The organism is Promicromonospora sp. NPDC090134, assembly GCF_044746965.1.
In the GTDB taxonomy this organism is placed as follows: domain Bacteria; phylum Actinomycetota; class Actinomycetes; order Actinomycetales; family Cellulomonadaceae; genus Promicromonospora.
This window is the reverse complement of the sequence record NZ_JBIVCZ010000007.1, coordinates 58,832-75,855: the sequence shown is the minus strand read 5'-3', so window position 1 is coordinate 75,855 and position 17,024 is coordinate 58,832. Positions and strand designations below refer to the sequence as shown.

Annotated in this window: 14 protein-coding genes; 6 read left to right on the top strand and 8 right to left on the bottom strand. The window is 72.6% G+C overall.

Features of this window, described 5'->3' with window-relative positions; all coding sequences use genetic code 11:
* Positions 1-140: 140 nt before the first annotated feature.
* On the top strand, positions 141-1,094 hold the full coding sequence (locus ACIPN7_RS19215) for an EamA family transporter (RefSeq protein ID WP_400545752.1): 954 nt from the start codon (positions 141-143) through the stop codon (positions 1,092-1,094).
* 94 nt (positions 1,095-1,188) lie between these two features.
* Here ACIPN7_RS19215 and ACIPN7_RS19210 read toward each other — a convergent pair whose 3' ends face one another.
* On the bottom strand, positions 1,189-3,066 hold the full coding sequence (locus ACIPN7_RS19210) for a DUF222 domain-containing protein (protein WP_400545749.1): 1,878 nt from the start codon (positions 3,064-3,066) through the stop codon (positions 1,189-1,191).
* On the opposite strand from ACIPN7_RS19210, the gene ACIPN7_RS19205 reads away from it, so the two are divergent.
* Both ACIPN7_RS19205 and ACIPN7_RS19200 read left to right on the top strand, forming a co-directional pair.
* The gene (locus ACIPN7_RS19205) at positions 3,065-5,896 is read left to right on the top strand and encodes a DEAD/DEAH box helicase (protein ID WP_400545746.1); all 2,832 of its coding nucleotides are present in this window, start codon (positions 3,065-3,067) and stop codon (positions 5,894-5,896) included. The genes ACIPN7_RS19210 and ACIPN7_RS19205 overlap by 2 nt on opposite strands.
* Before the next feature lie 390 nt (positions 5,897-6,286).
* A complete protein-coding gene (locus ACIPN7_RS19200) occupies positions 6,287-7,387 on the top strand; it encodes a hypothetical protein (RefSeq protein ID WP_400545743.1) in 1,101 nt (366 codons plus the stop codon).
* 4 nt (positions 7,388-7,391) lie between these two features.
* Here the strand turns inward: ACIPN7_RS19200 and ACIPN7_RS19195 are convergent, their stop codons facing one another.
* Complete coding sequence (locus ACIPN7_RS19195) at positions 7,392-8,144, bottom strand: TSUP family transporter (protein ID WP_400545740.1); 753 nt, start codon at positions 8,142-8,144, stop codon at positions 7,392-7,394.
* A gap of 127 nt (positions 8,145-8,271) precedes the next feature.
* Here ACIPN7_RS19195 and ybaK point away from each other — a divergent pair, with 127 nt between their 5' ends.
* On the top strand, positions 8,272-8,778 hold the full coding sequence (gene ybaK / locus ACIPN7_RS19190; RefSeq protein ID WP_400545737.1) for a Cys-tRNA(Pro) deacylase: 507 nt from the start codon (positions 8,272-8,274) through the stop codon (positions 8,776-8,778).
* Positions 8,779-8,815: 37 nt separating this feature from the next.
* On the opposite strand, the gene ACIPN7_RS19185 is transcribed toward ybaK, so the two are convergent.
* The gene (locus ACIPN7_RS19185) at positions 8,816-9,229 is read right to left on the bottom strand and encodes a YccF domain-containing protein (protein ID WP_400545734.1); all 414 of its coding nucleotides are present in this window, start codon (positions 9,227-9,229) and stop codon (positions 8,816-8,818) included.
* A gap of 163 nt (positions 9,230-9,392) precedes the next feature.
* Here ACIPN7_RS19185 and ACIPN7_RS19180 point away from each other — a divergent pair, with 163 nt between their 5' ends.
* Positions 9,393-10,193: a YggS family pyridoxal phosphate-dependent enzyme gene (locus ACIPN7_RS19180; RefSeq protein ID WP_400545731.1), complete on the top strand. Its 801-nt coding sequence runs from the start codon at positions 9,393-9,395 to the stop codon at positions 10,191-10,193.
* 135 nt (positions 10,194-10,328) lie between these two features.
* Positions 10,329-10,868 (top strand): GNAT family N-acetyltransferase, encoded by a 540-nt coding sequence (locus tag ACIPN7_RS19175; protein WP_400545728.1) that lies wholly within the window; start codon positions 10,329-10,331, stop codon positions 10,866-10,868.
* Between the two features lie 15 nt (positions 10,869-10,883).
* On the opposite strand, the gene murQ is transcribed toward ACIPN7_RS19175, so the two are convergent.
* From murQ to ACIPN7_RS19150, 5 genes are read right to left on the bottom strand one after another with little or no spacing between them, the layout of a single operon-like run.
* Positions 10,884-11,843 carry an N-acetylmuramic acid 6-phosphate etherase gene (murQ, locus tag ACIPN7_RS19170; protein WP_400545725.1) on the bottom strand — a complete coding sequence of 320 codons (960 nt, stop codon included), beginning with the start codon at positions 11,841-11,843 and terminating at the stop codon, positions 10,884-10,886.
* Entirely contained in the window at positions 11,840-13,825 is a 1,986-nt protein-coding gene (locus ACIPN7_RS19165) for a glycoside hydrolase family 3 N-terminal domain-containing protein (protein ID WP_400545722.1), read from the bottom strand. The genes murQ and ACIPN7_RS19165 overlap by 4 nt, the downstream gene beginning before the upstream one ends.
* Positions 13,822-14,721: a carbohydrate ABC transporter permease gene (locus ACIPN7_RS19160; RefSeq protein WP_400545719.1), complete on the bottom strand. Its 900-nt coding sequence runs from the start codon at positions 14,719-14,721 to the stop codon at positions 13,822-13,824. The genes ACIPN7_RS19165 and ACIPN7_RS19160 overlap by 4 nt, the downstream gene beginning before the upstream one ends.
* Positions 14,718-15,641 (bottom strand): carbohydrate ABC transporter permease, encoded by a 924-nt coding sequence (locus ACIPN7_RS19155; RefSeq protein WP_400546433.1) that lies wholly within the window; start codon positions 15,639-15,641, stop codon positions 14,718-14,720. Before ACIPN7_RS19155 ends, ACIPN7_RS19160 begins: the two co-directional genes overlap by 4 nt.
* Positions 15,642-15,656: 15 nt before the next feature.
* The gene (locus ACIPN7_RS19150) at positions 15,657-16,949 is read right to left on the bottom strand and encodes a sugar ABC transporter substrate-binding protein (protein WP_400545716.1); all 1,293 of its coding nucleotides are present in this window, start codon (positions 16,947-16,949) and stop codon (positions 15,657-15,659) included.
* Positions 16,950-17,024: the final 75 nt, after the last annotated feature.

The window sequence follows — 17,024 nt, the reverse complement described above, 5'->3', positions numbered from 1 at the left end:
GGCCGAGCCTCGACGGGCCAAGCCTCGACGGACCGGCGCCACGCGGGTCCAGTGGGTCCCGCGGGTCCAGTGGGTCCCGTGGGTCCCGTGGGTCCCGCGGCAACCGGTCCGGACCGTCGCGTCACCTCGTCCTGGGCCTGGTGTTCGCCGGCGCCTCGGCAGTGGCGTTCAGCCTGTCCGGGGTGTTCGCCAGCGGACTCCTGGACACGGGCTGGAGCCCGGGCGCGATGGTCCTGGTCCGCGTGGCGATCGCCACCCTGGTGGTGCTGCCGCTCGGCATCGTGTCGCTGCGCGGCGACTGGGAGCCGGTCCGCCGCAACCTCGGGCTCATCGCGGTCTACGGCGCGGTGTCGGTCGCGGGCTGCCAGTTCGCCTACTTCTCGGCGGTGCAGCACATGCCCGTCGGGCCGGCCCTGCTCATCGAGTACACGGCGCCGGCCGCCGTGGTGCTCTGGTTCTGGCTCCGGCACGGTCAGCGCCCGACGCGGGCGACGATCGGCGGCACACTGCTCGCCGCCGTCGGACTGGTGCTCGTACTGAACCTGGTCTCGGGGGCCCCGGGCGCCACGGCCGTCGACCCGGTCGGCATCGCGTGGGCCCTGGTCGCGATGCTCGGCGTCTCGACGTACTTCGTCATCAACGCGAACGTCGACACCGGCCTGCCGCCGCTCGCCCTGGCGGCCGGCGGCCTCACGACCGCGACCGTGGCGCTGGGTCTGCTCGGCGCGACCGGGCTCATGCCGCTGGAGTACAGCACCGCCTCTCCGGTCTACGCGGGCACGGCGGTACCGTGGTGGCTGCCGCTGCTCGGCCTCGGCGTGATCACGGCCGCGTTCGCCTACGTCGCCGGGATCGCCGCGGGCCGGCTCCTGGGCCCCCGGCTGTCGTCCTTCGTCGGGCTCTTCGAGGTCGTCTCCGCCATCGGCTTCGCCTGGCTGCTGCTCGGCGAGCTGCCGCAGCCGATCCAGCTCGTCGGCGGCGTGCTGATCCTCGCCGGCGTGATCGCGGTGCAGGCCGGCGAGAAGCGCGTCGACGCCAGGCCCACGAACACCGAACCCGTGAACCCACGAACCCGTGAGCCCGTGAGCCCGTGAACCCGTGAACCCGTGAACCCGTGAACAGACAACACCGACCCGACGAGCCCCGACCTGACGGGTCCACCCCCGTGCGACACACAGCCCAGGCGCGTCATGGTCGCGCCGCCCGGTCCGGTGGCACGCCCGCCCCGAGCCGCGTATCGGACCCGGCTGGTGCGCCGGGATCGGCGATCGCCCGGCCGTGCCGGTCCACGAAGGCCCACCCTCCGACGCCCTCTCGCCAACGCATGGTGACGCCGGTCGTGTCGACCAGGTCGTGGTGGTGGTAGCAGAGCAGAGCGCCGTTGGCGACGGACGTCTCGCCACCGTCGGCCCAGTGCCGGACGGCGTGATGAACCTCGCACCGCGACGGCGGCTGATCGCACGACGGATAGACGCACTGCCGGTCCCGGGCGATCACCGCTCTGCGCATCTGGCCGGTCACCGTGCGGTGTGCTCGACCGACGTCGAGCACCGCGCCGTCCGAACCGAACACCACGCGCGTGATGGCGCTGTCGCACGCCAGCCGCCGGAACAGGCTCCTCGGGATGACGCTGTCGCGCCCGTCCCCGGTCAGGGTCGGCGGCACCGAGTCGAAGGCCCTTCCTGACCGCACGGACCCGGCGTCTCCCGTGCCGGCCGGCACGCCGCGCACCTCGGCGCCCGCGGCAGCACCATCGGCCACCCGAGCAACCAGCCGTTCCATCTCGCCGAGGGACACGAGCACGCTGATTTGCGGCCGTACGGCGGCCCCCGAGCCGGTACGGCCGTTGTCGAGCGCGGTACGCGCGAGGTCCGCGAGCGCCTGAGCACGACGCTGGGTCGCCGTGCGTTCGTCGCCCGGCGCCGGCTTGCCCATCACGGATCCGAGCGCCGCGCTCAGGGCGTGACCGTGCTCGTCGGTGAGGAACCCCTTGATGTGGAAGCCGTCCAGCGTCTTGGCCAGCTCGAGATGCTCGCGCTCCTTGGCGATCCGGTATCCCCGCTCGTCGGCGTCGGGATCCGCCTGATCGGCGAACCGGTCGACGATGCGCCGGAAACCGTCCGGCGTGTTGAGCTCGACGTGGGTCAGGAGCAGTTCCTCCCGCGTCATCAGCGTGCCCTCCGGCCTGCCTCCGGCCGTCTCGCTGCCACCATCGCTGTCGCCGCCGCTGTCACCGCCGCTGTCGCCGTCGCCGTCACCGCCGCCAGGATCGGCACCCCCGATCACCTCGAGCTCCGTCACGTCGGGATCCACCAGTACCTCTGTCGCGAGCGCCTCCGCGCGCAGGTCCGAGGTCGGGGCCTTGTCGATCATCGCGCGCAGCTGCTCGGGCCCCACCCTGCCCGCGAGGGCCCCGGCGAGCGTCGCCGGCAGGTGGGCCGCGAGCCGACGTCCGGCCTTCACGTCCCGGCTCGCCGTCCCGAACCGCACGCCCTCCCTCCGCGACAACCAGGCCGGGAAGGTGCGCGAGCCGTCGGCCGCCCACAGGCCGTGCGCCTCGATCCGGGGCAGCCACGACACGCGCAGGACGTCGAGGCGGTGAAGCGCCTTGCGCAGCGCCGGCGAAAGCACGGTCAGCCCGTCCGCGACAGCACCCACGCCGACGCCGAACCGTTCCTGCGTGTCCAGAGCCTCCGGGCCTCCCACGTCAATCAGCTCGTCCACGATCCGCTCCAGGTCGGCGACGACGTCCGCCACCTCACGCGAGGGACCTGCCCCGCTACACACCGACTGCACCATCTCGCCCACCACGGCCGTCACCCCCCTCGTCCTGCCGCATACCGAGAACCAAGAACCAAGAACCAGATTGAACACCACCACCGTATAGAACAACCGTGCCACGAACCGGCCAGGGATGAGATCTGTGCACAACACCTCGAAAAGGCCGCCTGTGGTCGCACTCCCTTGGTGCAACGACGGCGAGACGGTCTCTCGCCGCACCGAGCCGACCACCACCGCGCACTTCACCCACCTGCAGGAACCGCCTGCAAGAATGGGCAGCACCATGACCGCGCCCTCCTCGACAACGTCGACAACCTCGACCGCCCCCTCCGCCACCGACCGGCCCGCCTCGTCGTCGGGCGCTCCGAAGCCCGCGGGGACCCTGATCCCGTACCTGCCCGCACCCACGGGCAAGGACCCTGACCCGGACGTCCTGTTCGAGAGCTTCGGCGAGTGGGCCGCGGCGGGCGGGCGCGCGCTCTACCCGCACCAGGAGGAGGCCCTCCTGGAGGTCATGACGGGGTCCCACGTGGTCCTCGCGACGCCCACGGGATCCGGCAAGTCGATGGTCGCCATGGGCGCGCAGTTCGCCGCCCTGGCGGCCCACCGCTCCGGGCGCGGCGGCCGCACGTACTACACGGCTCCGCTCAAGGCGCTGGTCAGCGAGAAGTTCTTCGACCTCGTGGCCGCGTTCGGCTCGAAGAACGTCGGCATGATGACGGGCGACTCCGCCGTCAACCCGGACGCCCCGATCATCTGCTGCACCGCCGAGATCCTCGCGAACCTCGCGCTGCGCCGGGGCGACGCCGCGGACGAGACCGACACGGCCGCGGACGACGACGCCATCGCGCAGGTCGTCATGGACGAGTTCCACTACTACGGCGACCCGCAGCGCGGCTGGGCCTGGCAGGTGCCGCTGCTGGAGCTCACGAACACCCAGTTCATCCTGATGAGCGCCACGCTCGGCGACACCACCCGGCTGCGCGAGGACCTCGAGGAGCGCACCGGGCGGCCCGTCGCCGAGGTCGCGGGCGCCGAGCGTCCCGTGCCGCTCACCTTCTCCTACGTGGTGGAGCCGCTCACCGAGGTGATCCAGGAGCTGGTGACCACGCACCGCGCCCCGGTGTACGTCGTGCACTTCACGCAGAAGGACGCCGTCGACCGGGCGCAGTCCCTGCTGTCGATGAACGTCTCCAGCAAGTCCGAGAAGGAGGCGATCATCGCGGAGATGGGCGCCTTCCGGTTCGGCACCGGGTTCGGCAAGATCCTCAGCAAGTTCCTGCGGCACGGCGTGGGCGTGCACCACGCGGGCATGCTGCCCAAGTACCGCCGCCTCGTGGAGCGCCTGACGCAGAAGGGCCTGCTCAAGGTCGTGTGCGGCACCGACACCCTCGGCGTCGGCATCAACGTGCCCATCCGCACCGTGCTCCTGACCAGCCTCGTCAAGTTCGACGGCGAGCGCATGCGCCACCTCAGCGCGCGCGAGTTCCACCAGATCGCAGGCCGCGCGGGCCGTGCCGGGTACGACACCGTGGGCGAGGTGCTCGTCATGGCACCCGAGCACGTCATCGAGAACCGGAAGATCCTGGCCAAGGCCGGCGACGACCCGAAGAAGCTCAAGAAGATCGTCCGCAAGAAGGCGCCGTCGGGCAGCGTGAACTGGACCGACGCCACCTTCGAGCGCCTGCGGGACGCCGATCCCGAGCCCCTGGTCTCCCAGTTCCGCGTGAACCACGCGATGGTGCTCAACGTGCTGGCACGCGGCTCCAGCCACGGCACCGGGCACGGCACCGGGCACGGCCACACCGGGGCGACCGGCTCCACGACCGACCCCGTCGACGCCATGCGCCACCTCCTGACCGCCAACCACGACTCCGAGACGCAGCAGGCCGAGCACGTGCGGCAGGCGTTCCGCATCTACCGGTCGCTGCGGCTCGCGGGCGTCGTGGAGAAGGTCCGGGTACCGGACGGCGACGGCGGCCTGCGGCCGTCCGCCCGCCTCATGGTGGACCTCCCCCGCGACTTCGCGCTGAACCAGCCGCTGTCCCCGTTCGCGCTGGCGGCCATGGACCTGCTCGACGTCGAGAGCCCGACGCACGCGCTCGACGTCGTCTCCGTCATCGAGGCCACCCTGGACGACCCGCGCCAGGTGCTCATGGGCCAGCAGAACCGGGCACGCGGCGAGGCCGTCGCCGCGATGAAGGCCGAGGGGCTGGAGTACGAGGAGCGCATGGAGCTGCTGGAGGAGGTCACGTGGCCCAAGCCGCTGGCCGACCTCCTGGAGCCCGCGTTCCAGACCTACCGCCGCACCAACCCGTGGGTCGCGGACGCCGAGCTGTCGCCCAAGTCGGTGGTGCGCGACATGGTCGAGAAGGCCATGACGTTCGCCGAGATCGTGAGCGTGTACGGGCTGGAGCGCACCGAGGGCGTGGTCCTGCGCTACCTGGCCGACGCCTTCCGGGCCGTGCGCCAGGTGGTCCCCGACGAGCATCGCACCGAGGAGGTGCGGGAGATCATCGAGTGGCTCGGCGAGCTCGTGCGCGGCGTGGACTCCTCGTTGCTCGACGAGTGGGAGCGCTTGGCCAACCCTGTGGACGACGACGCCGACCTCGTGACGGACGGCGAGCTCGCCGACGCCGGGGCCGAGGCGCCCGTGCGCCCCGTCACCGGCAATCCGCGCGCGTTCCGGCGCCTGGTCCGCAACGCGATGTTCCGCCGTGTCGAGCTCGTCGCCCGCGAGGCGTACTCTGCACTGGCCGCGCTGGACCAGGGCTGGGACGCCGACGCGTGGGGCGACGCCCTGGACCCGCTGTTCGAGGAGCAGGGCGACGACGCCGTCGGCATCGGCCCGGAGGCCCGCTCGGCCGCGCTCCTGACCATCCTGGAGCCGGGCGCCGAGCTGCCGGGCGGCAGCACCGGCACCGGTGGCAGCACCGGCACCGGCGGGCAGGACGGCGAGACCGGCCGCGTCGAGCCCGGCACCTGGTGGGTGCGGCAGGTGCTCGACGACGCCGACCGCAACCGCGACTGGGCCATCACCGCGCGGGTCGACCTGGCGGCGAGCGACGAGGCCGGCGAGGTCGTGCTGACGGTGGTCGCCGTCGGCCAGGTCTAGCGGGCCCGCGGGAAGATTTCCCGGGCGATTTGCCGTCTATTTACCTGAGTGAGGGCGTGGCATAAACTCCGGTATTGAAGATCCGGTCAGCAGTGCCGCACCGGCACTGCCTGGACACAGGAGTGCCAATGACGACGCACCTGCCCTCTCCCGACCGCTCCGGCCGCCGCTACCGACACCCGCACGCCCGGCGAACCCTCGCCCTGCTCGTCTCGACCTGCCTCGCCACCGCCACGGTCGCGGGCGCGGCCGTGGGGGGGGGCGCCCCCCCCCCCCCCCCCCCCCCCCCCCCCCCCCCCCCCCCCCCCGGGCGGCGCCGCGGCGGCCCCCCCCCCCCCCCCCGCCGCTCCCCTGCCCGCCGACGGCCCCGGCGTCGGCACCCCGTGGGTCGTGACCCTCGGCGACTCCTACATCTCCGGCGAGGCGGGCCGCTGGGCGGGCGCCTCCAACAGCGACTCCGACCGCGCCGACGCCCTCGGACCGACCGCCTACTTCGACAACGCCGGCGGCACGGGCGAGACCATCGCACGGTGCCACCGCGCCTCCTCCGCCGAGGCCCACATCGGCGGCGGCGTGAACGGCCTCAACCTCGCCTGCAGCGGAGCCACGACCGCCACCTCGACCGGCACCTACTTCAAGCCGGGCATCGACTTCTACGAGGGTTCTGCGGGCAAGGGCCAGGCCCGCATGCTCCAGGAGGCCGCGACCACCAGGAACGTCCGGATGGTCGTCGTCTCGATCGGCGGGAACGACTTCCAGTTCGCGAGCGTCGTCCAGAGCTGCGTCGTCAACTTCCTCACCTCGCCGAGCTGGTGGAAGAACTACTGCCACGACGACAGCTCGGTCACGGCCAACTTCACCGCCTCGAACGTCGCCACGATCCGGGCCCGGGTAGCGGGTGCCCTCCGCAACGTCGCGACCGCGATGAGCAACGCCGGGTACAGCACCGGCCAGTGGACCCTCGTGGTCCAGACCTACCCGTCACCCGTGCCGAACGGCTCCGGGATCCGCTACTCGGAGTCCGGGTACACCCGCCAGTCCACGGGCGGCTGCGGCCTGTGGAACCAGGACGCCGACTGGGCCAACTCCACGGCCCTGCCCACCATCAACGGCGCGCTGCTGGGCGCCGCCTCCGACGTCGGCCTGCCGAACGTCCGCACCCTCGACATGACGCACGCGTTCGACGGCAAACGGCTGTGCGAGACCGGCGTCGGCCTCTACGAGGAGGTGGGCCTGCCGAGCTGGCAGTCGCCCGGCGCGGTCGACCGGACCGAGTGGGTCAACCAGATCCGGACCGTCAGCACGATCGGCGACTCGCCGTACTACGTCCAGGAGTCGCTGCACCCCAGCTACTGGGGGCAGCTCGCGATGCGCAACTGCCTGCGCCAGGTCTGGAACGCCGGCAACCCGCGCAGCGGGAGCTGCACGGTCGGAAACCTCGGCACGGCACGGCTGACCCCGACGGGCGAACCGGTCATGTCGCTCCACTGACCCCTCAGAACAGGTCCAGCAGGCCGCGGCCGAGGGTCGCGAACCCGCCGACGTAGGCGAGCGTCACGAGCACCTTGCGCGTGGCGCTCGCCGAGATCCGCCCCACGAGCAGCTCGCCCAGCCCGACGGAGGCCAGGAGCGCAACGCCGATCGTCACCCACTCCCAGACCGCGAAGGCGGGGAACGTGGCGTCGGCGAAGAGGAGCTTCGCCGTCATGGCGGCGATCGCGTTGGTGAGGAAGATCGGCTGCGCGGTGGCCGCGAAGTCGCGCGGGTCCCAGCGGTCGAGCACGGAGTAGACGGCGATGGGCGGGCCGCCGATCCCGGCGGCGACGCTGCCGAACCCCGCCGCCGCGCCCGTCACCAGGAGCGGCAGCCGAGCCTCCGGCGCGAAGGGCCGCTCCGCGCCGCGCAGGCGGGAGGTGACCAGCGCGAGTGTCATGGCGACCACGACGACGGAGCCCACGCCGATCTCCAGGGCGGACGCGCTCGCGTCCCGGATGACCAGGGCCGCCGGCACGCTCATCGCGACCGAGGCGCTCACCAGCCAGCCGTAGCGCCGCCAGTTCACGCGGCGGATGGTGCGCCCGAGCACGAGCAACGCCATCACCGCGCCCACGAGGTTGACGAACAGGACGCCCTCGATCGGGCCGATGAGCAGCACGATGAACGGCCCGGCGACGAGCCCGAAGCCCATTCCCGCCACGCGTTGCAGGGAGCCCCCGACGAGGATGGCGAGGACGAGGAGGGCGAGCACGCCCCCTACGCTAGCCACGTAGTTTCCGACCGGACTCCACGGGATTGGGGCCGGGGCCCGGGCCGACGGCGGCGTCCGTACCGCAAAACCGTGCGCCGGCGCCCGGCCCGCACGGCACAATCACGTCGTGGCCAAGAACTCGAAGTCCGCCCGCGCCAGCCACGGGACGCCCGCCGTCGTGACGCTGGAGAAGTCGGGCGTGCCGCACACGCTGCACCCCTACGAGCACGACCCGTCGAGCGAGCTCAGCTACGGCATGGAGGCCGCGGAGGCGATCGGTGTCGACGCGCCGCAGGTGTTCAAGACCCTGCTGGCCGACGTCGACGGGAAGCTCGTGGTGGGCATCGTGCCCGTGGACCGCAAGCTGGACCTCAAGGCGCTGGCCCGCGCGGCCGGCGGCAAGAAGGCCGCGATGGCCGATCCTGCTGCGGCCGAGCGGGCCACCGGGTACGTGGTGGGCGGCATCTCGCCGCTGGGGCAGAAGACGCGGCACACCACGGTGCTGGACGAGTCCGCCGAGGCGTTCGACGTCGTCTACGTGTCCGGCGGCCGGCGCGGGCTCGACGTCGGCCTCGCGCCGGCCGACCTGCTGACGCTCACGAACGGGACGACGGCCCCGATCGCCCGCGACTGAGCCGCAGGCTCGGTCGCCGACGAGCAGAGCCTGAGGCTCAGGCCGCGGCGACCTGCTTGCGGTAGGTCGGCAGCAGCGCGTCGCTCGGGACGATCTGCTTGCCGAGCGGCATCAGCGAGACCGGGATGAGCTTGAGGTTGGCCCAGGCCATCGGGATGCCGATGATGGAGATCACCAGCGGGATCGCGGTGATGACGTGCCCCAGCGCGAGCCACCAGCCGGCGACGATCACCCAGATGACGTTGCCGATCAGCGAGAAGATGCCGGAGCGCGGGCTCTCGACGACCTCGCGCCCGAACGGCCACAGGGCGTATCCCGCGATGCGGAAGGACGCGACGCCGAACGGGATGGTGACGATGAGCAGGCAGCAGATGACCCCCGCGAGCATGTACCCGAGCCACAGCCCGAACCCCGCGAAGATGACCCAGATGATGTTCAGCAGCGTTCTCATGGGACTCATCCTTCCGTAGAGCAGCAGGTCACGGAACCAGGCACCTCCCTGATCCGACCCTGAGCGTCCCGGAACGATCCGGGACTCCGCCGGGCCCGCACGCAGGCTCCCGTCCAGTCTGCCGACGTCCGCCTGCCCCGGCACCCCGAAATAGACTCGCACCGTGCCCGACCAGCCCCAGCCCACCACCCAGCCCCCGGCGACGCCGCCCCCGAGCGCACCCGGCACGGTCGCCGACCGGCTCGCGACCGTCCGGGGCCGGATCGCCGCGGCCGCGGACGCCGCCGGGCGCGGCCCGGACGAGGTGCGGCTGCTGGTCGCAACCAAGACGCAGACGGCGGACGCCGTGCTCGAGGCGCTGGCCGCGGGCGTCGACCTGATCGGCGAGAACCGGGTGCAGGAGCTCGTCGCGAAGGCGCCCGCCGTGGCCGACCGGGTGGCGGACGGCACGCTCCAGGTGCACATGATCGGCCACCTGCAGCGCAACAAGATCAACCAGGTGCTGGCCACCGCCACCGGCCTGGAGACGCTCGACTCGCTCGATCTGGCGCGCGCGATCTCGGACCGCTGTGTGCGCGACGGCCGCACCGGCGGCACCGCCCTGGACGTGATGGTGCAGGTCAACGTGACCGGCGAGGACAGCAAGTCCGGCGTCGGCCCCGACGACGCCGGAGTGCTCGCCACCGCCGCCGCCGCCCTGCCGGGCCTGCGCCTGACCGGGTTCATGACCATCGGGGCGCGCCTGGAGGGATCGTCGGAGCAGGCGGTCCGCGCGGGGTTCGCCCGGCTGCGTGCGATCCGCGACGAGGTGCTCGCGTCGGGGGCGCCGGGGACGGGCTCCGCGACGGAGCTGTCGATGGGTATGACCGGCGACCTGGAGCTCGCGATCGCGGAGGGCGCGACGATCGTGCGGGTGGGAACGGCGGTCTTCGGCCCGCGACCGGCCCTCCGACCGGCACCCTGAGCGGCCCCGGCACCCGGCCCGCAGCCGTGACCGCTACCACTCTTTGACCCAGGTCACAGACGCGCCACCGGCCCGGCGGCTAACGTTTTCGGGTTCCCCACCGACTCCCCGCCGACTCCTTGGAGTGATAGAGCCATGTCCACCGTCACCGTGCTGCGACCCGCCACCGACGCCGACATCTCTCATCTGGTGAGTCTGAACAACGCCTCGATCCCCGCCGTCCCGGACACCCCGGCCGACGACATGACCGAGCTGCTCGACGCGTCGTCGCTCGCCCTGGTCGCCGTCGACCCGCAGGCGCCCGCGGAGCCGCTCGGCTTCGTCGTGGCGCTCGAGGGCGGCGAGGACTGGGCGGGCGAGAACTACGCCTGGTTCGAGGAGCGCGGCCTGGACCACCTGTACGTCGACCGCATCGTGGTGGGCGAGGGCGCCCGCGGCCGCGGGATCGGCCAGCTCTTCTACGACGCCGTGTTCGACGCCGCCCGGACCGCCGGCCACGACGTCGTCACCTGCGAGGTCAACCTGAACCCGCCGAACCCCGGGTCGATGCGCTTCCACGGCCGCCTCGGGTTCTCCGAGCGCGGGCAGCAGCTCACCAAGGGCGGCGACGTGCTGGTCGCCAAGCTCGCGGCCGACGTCCGCTCCGCCGGTCCGCGCCGCGCCGTCGCCGCCTGAGCCCGGCGGCCCGGGCTACACCGGCTCGATCCCCAGCCGGGCCAGCGCCTCGCGCACCGATGGCCCGCTGAACCGCCCCGGCTCGACGGCCAGCGCCGCCAGGGCGGCCGACCGGTCCACGCCCGCCACGAGCATCACGAGGGCGGCCCGCAGGTCGCCGTCGGTCGCCGCGAGCGCGTTCGCGCACACGTCGGACTCCAGGTCCGTGGCCTGCGTGAGCAGCCGCACCAGGCGCTTGCGCAGCTTGGCGTTGGTCGCGAGCACCTCGACCATGAGGTTCGAGTAGGTCTTCCCGAGCCGCACCATGACCGCCGTCGAGAACGTGTTCAGCACCATCTTCTGGGCGGTGCCCGCCTTCATGCGGGTGGAGCCCGTGATGGCCTCCGGCCCGGTGTTCACCAGGATCGGCACGTCGGCCTTCGGCGCCAGGGCGGCGAACGGGTTCGACGCGAGCAGCACGGTCCGTGCCCCGCGGGCGCGGCCCAGGTCGAGCGCTCCCCCGACGTACGGGGTGTTGCCGCTGGCGGCGATGCCGAACACGACGTCCGCCGGTCCGACGTCGGACACGAGCGCGGCGCCGGCCTCGACGTCGTCCTCCGCACCCTCGGCCGCCTTCTTGAACGCGCCCAGGCCGCCCGCCAGGTGCGGCACGAACATCTCCTCGCCCACGCCGTACGTGGGCAGGAGCTCCGCGGCGTCCAGCAGGCCCATCCGGCCCGACGTGCCCGACCCGACGTAGTGCACCCGGCCGCCGGCGCGGATGCCGTCCACCGCCAGGTCGATCGCCTCCACGATGCGCGGGTGCGCCGCGCGTACCGCGGCGATGACGGCGGCGTCCTCGTCGGTGATCATGCGCACCATGTCCGCCGTGGAGACCACGTCGATGTCACGGGTGCGCGGGTTGCGCTCCTCGGTGGGTGAGACCGGGCGCGGCGCCGACTGTGCGTGCCGTTCGAATCCCGCCTCCGCGATCATCGGCGAGCCCCCTTCGTTCTGCTTGCGCTGTGCTCTTGGACTTCGTGCTCGTACTGCTCGATCTCGTTCCGCGGCCCCACGCCCCGCAGGCGCAGGACGGCCGCTGCCGCGTTCGCCCGACCTGTCCCGCACGCCACCACGACCGCCGGGCCACCACCGCTCAGCGTCCCGAACCAGTCGTCGACCGGCCCGGGAAGTCCCGTGTGCACCACCACCAGGTCCGGGCGCACCACCCAGAGCCGCTCCAGCCGGCCCCGTTCGGCCGAACCCGGGACGGGTTCACGGGTGATCACGACGAGCGGTTCGGCCTGGCGCGGAGCGCCTTCAGGAAATTCTGCGCCACGTTCGGTACCGATTCTGTCGAGATCCGCCGACACACCGTACCGGGTGAATCGGGCAATAAGCACTCCAAGTCCATCATCGTCCAGTCCGAGCCCCTTCGACAGGGCCTCGGGCAGAGTTCCGGGCAGAGTTCCGGGCAGCGTTCCGGACAGGGTTCCGGACAGGGTTCCGGACAGGGTCCCGGACAGGGTTCCGGGCAGCGCGTCGGGCGAACCTGCGGGCGGGACCCCGGGCGCGTTCTCCGGCGGCCACTGCCTCGCCCCCGGCCAGACGTCGGCGATCGCCGTCTGGACGTGCCGGGCCTTGCGGCCGGCCGCATGGTCCAGCCGCACGCGCAGGTCCACGACGTCCGGCCGGGCGTCCGGCGCGAGCGGCACCAGGTGCGCGCCCCGCACCCGCACGACGGCGTCCGCGATGCCGGCGCCCAGCTCGGTCAGGTCCGCGAGCGCCCGCTGCGCGGCGTCGACGTCGGTCACCGCGCCCACGGCGGCCCGCCGGTCGTGGACGGCGGCCACGAGCGCGCGCGTCCGCGCCCCGGAGTCCTCGAGCCGCTCGACGCTCACGCGCCCGGAAGCGACGGCCTCGCTCAGGGCGTCGTACGACTCGGTGTACAGGGCGGGGTCGAGGCCGAGGCAGAGCAGGTCCGCGCCGGCCTCGACGGCGCGGACGGCGGCCTCGCCGACCGAGCCGGTGAGCCCGCGCAGCGCGCCCATGTCGAGCGCGTCGGTGACGACCGGCCCGTCGTGACCGAGCTCGCGCAGCAGGCGCGTCGCCTGCGGCTCGATCGACGCGGGCGCCGGTCCGACGGCAGGGAACAGCGCGTGCGCGGTCATGACGGCGTCGAGCCGGGACTGGTCGCGGCGCGACGCGTCGAGCCGGGACTGGTCGCGGCGCGACACGTCGAGCCGGGACTGGTCGCGGCGCGACACGTCGAGCCGCGAGGCGTCGAGCCCGGACGGCTCCGCCCCGAGCCGCCCCTCGGGGCACAGGGCCCGCGCGAACGGGACGAGGTCGCGCGCCCGGACGACGTCGAGCGGCTCGTCGACGACCGGCAGGCCCACGTGGGAGTCCACGGTCGTGGCGCCGTGGCCGGGGAAGTGCTTGCCGCACACGCCGACGCCCGCGCTGCGCACGCCGCGGGCGAACGCGATGCCGTGCCGGGCGACGTCGTCGGGCGTGGTGCCGAAGGCCCGGACGCCGATCACGGGGTTGTCGGGCTCGGAGACGACGTCGAGCACGGGGCCCAGCAGCAGGTCGATGCCGGTCGCGGCGAGCACGCGGCCCAGCGCGCGGCCCGCGTCGAGCGAGATCGCGCCGCCCGGCAGCACGCCGAGCGCCGCCGCCCCGGGCAGGGACGAACCACGGGTGGCCTCCAGCCGTGACACGTCGCCGCCCTCCTCGTCGACGGCGATGACCAGCTCGGGCGAGATCGCGTGCAGCGCCGCGGACAGCGCGGCGGCGGTGGCGACGTCGGGGGTGTTGCGCGCGAAGTAGACGACGCCCGCCAGGCCGGCGCGGGCGGCATCGGCCAGCCAGGCGGGCACGCCGGCGCCGTCGGGCCCGGCCGCGTTCTCGAACCCCGGCAGGAGCACGCCGTTGACGGCGCGCCGCGTCCGATCGGCCTCGGGCGTGTCGGTCATTCCTTCACGGCCCCCGCCGTCAGGCCCGAGGCGAGCCGGCGCTGGACCAGGATGAAGAAGACCATCACGGGCACGGTGATGATGGTGGAGGCGGCCATGATGGCGCCCCAGTCATTGGAGTGGACGCCGAAGAACGAGCGCAGCCCGATCGCGACCGTGTAGTTCTCGGTCGCCCCGCCCAGCATCGTCATCGCGAAGATGAACTCGTTCCATGCCGTGATGAAGCCGAAGATGCTGGTGGCGACCAGGCCTGGCGCCACCAGCGGCAGCAGGACCGACCAGAACATGCGGCCCCAGCTCGCGCCGTCGAGGTAGGCGGCCTCCTCCAGCTCGACCGGGACCGCGGCGACGAACCCGCGCAGCATCCAGATCCCGAACGGCAGGGCGAGGGCGACGTAGACCACGATCAGGCCAGTCAGGGTCTCCAGGAGCTGGAGGTCGCGGACCTGCACGAAGAGCGGGATGACGAGCGCCTCGAGCGGCACCATCTGCACGATGAGCACCAGCATCAGGATCTGGGTGCGCATCCGGAACCGGAAGCGGGCCACCGCGACGGACGCCAGCAGCGCGAGCGCCGACGAGATGAGGACGGTGCCGAGCGCGACGAGCAGCGAGTTGCGCAGGAACGTGCCGAACCCGCCCTCCGTCAGCACGAACACGTAGTGGTCGAGCGTGGGCTCGGCGGGCCAGAGGCTGCTGGTGTGCCCGGCCTGCGCGTCGAGCGAGCTGTTCAGCATCCAGTAGACGGGGAACAGCGTGAACACGAGCAGCAGACCGACGAGCACGCCCTTGCCGAGCTGCCGCAGGGGCGACCGGCGCGCGGTGCGGCGCAGCGGGCGGCGGGCCGGCCGGGCGAGTGCACCGCCGGGCGCCGGGGCCTGACGGGTGGTGGTCATCGTTCCTCCTCCGCCAGGACGGTGCGCACGTAGACCGCGGTGATGACGAGCAGCAGGACCGTCAGGAGCACCGCGATCGCCGAGCCGAAGCCGTAGCGGTTCTGCCCGAACGACTCGACGTACGACCACACGCCCAGGTTGAGCACCGACCGGTTGGACCCGGCGCCGCCGGGCATCAGGTAGACCTGCGCGAACACCTTGAAGTCCCAGATGGTCGACAGGATGATCACGACGGCGAACACCTGCCGCAGCTGCGGCACGACGATCGAGAAGAACCGGCGGAACGACCCGGCGCCGTCCATCTCGGCGGCCTCCAGCATCTCCTTCGGCACCCCGAGCAGCCCCGCGAGCACGGTCACCGCGACGAACGGGAAGCCGTGGTGGATCACGTTGAGCAGCACGATCGCGTAGAAGGTCCACCGGTTGGTGAACCAGTTGGTCGGGTCGTCCAGCAGGCCGAGGCTCATCAGGACGTCGTTGAAGACCCCGCGGTCGGCGTCGAAGATCCACACCCACACGTACGTGCCGGTGACGGCGGGCATGGCCCAGGCCGCCATGATCGCGCTGGAGGTGACGGTGCGCCAGAAGGTGCCCAGGGAGGCGAGCAGCACCGCGACGGCCGTGCCGAACGCGACGGTGCCCGCCACGGACAGCACGGCGAACCCGACGGTGTTGGGCAGCACCACCGTCCACAGCTCGGGCGTCGCCAGGATCTCCCGGAAGTTCTCCAGGCCGATCCAGTTCGGCTCGCCCGTGGTGATCTCCCGCAGGCCGTAGTCCTGCAGCGAGAAGAGGAACACCCGCACCAGGGGCCACAGCAGCAGCACCGCCAGGACGGCCAGGGCGGGGGCGAGCAGCAGCCAGGGCCGCACGACGGCGGCCCTGGCCCTGCCCAGGCGCGGAACGGTGGCTGTCGCCAGGGAGTCAGCCAAGGGTCACTCGGAACCGTTCAGCAGGCCGGTCATCTCCTCGGCGGCGGCCTTGCTCGCCTCGGCGACGTCCGCGTCCCCGGAGAGGATCGACTGCATCATCGTGCTCGTGGTGGCCTTGGCCTGCACCGCACCGTAGGTGGGCGCGGCCGGCACGGAGGCGCCGCCGTCCACGAACTGCTCGGCGAACGGCGCGACCAGCGGGTCGGTGCTCTCCAGCGTCTCGTCGAGCAGCGACACCTGGCCGGGGAAGTACCCGGACTGCTCGGCCCACTGCTGCGCGAACTCGCCGGTGGTCATCATCTCGACGAACGTCCAGGCCAGGTCCTTGTCGTCGGCCGTCTCGAAGACGCTCAGGTGCGAGCCGCCCAGGACCGACGGCGCGATGCCGCCGTCCTGGCCCGGGATCGGCACGGCGGCGAACTTGCCCTCCATGTCCGCGTTGGCCTCGACGATCGCGCCCGGCGTCCACGAGCCCATGACGGCCATGCCGACGTCGCCCGCGGCGAACGAGTCGAGCACGTCGGTCTCGCGCCACGTGGTGGCGCCGGCCGACGAGTACCCGCCCTCGGTGGCCAGCCCGGTCCAGAACCCGATGCCCTCCTGCGCCTCGGGGCTGTCGAGGCCCGAGGTCCAGGTGTCGCCGTCGAGCGTGGCGACCTCGCCGCCGGCGCCCCACACCCACGGGTAGACCGTGAACTCCGCGTCGCCGGGCACGGCGACGGCGATCTTGTCGGGGAACTCCTTCTTGAGCGCCGCCGCGGCGTCCTCGATCTCGGCCCACGTGGTGGGCGGCTCGACGCCGGCCTGCTCGAACAGCTCCGTGTTGTAGACCAGCGAGCGCACGCCGGCGTACCAGGGCATGCCGTAGAGCTGCCCGTCGTAGGTGCCCGCGTCGACCAGGCCCTCGACGAGGTCGTCGGTGACCCCGGCAGCGTCCACGTACTCGTCCAGCGGCGCGAGCGCGCCGGCGTCGGCGAACTCGGGGGTCCAGGTGGTGCCGGTCTCGGCGACGTCGGGGGTGGTCCCGCCGGCGATGGAGGTGACGAACCGGTCGTGGGCGTCGGCCCACTCGACGAACTCGACGTCGAGCGTCGCGCCGGTCTCCTCCTCGAACGCGGTCGAGACGTCGGCGAAGAAGTCCTCCGCGCCGGGGTTGGTGCCCTGCATGATCCACACGCTGAGGGTGCCGTCGCCCTCGCTGTCGCCCCCGCTGCCTCCGCCGCAGGCGGCCGTCGTGGCCGCGAGAAGCAGTGCTCCGGTGGCTGCCGCCACGGGCCGTCGCATCGCTCGAGTCATCCTTCGGCTTCCTTCCGCTGGTCCTGCGCCGGGCGCCGCGAGAGTAGCCAAGTGATATTTCTGAGAAATGAACTT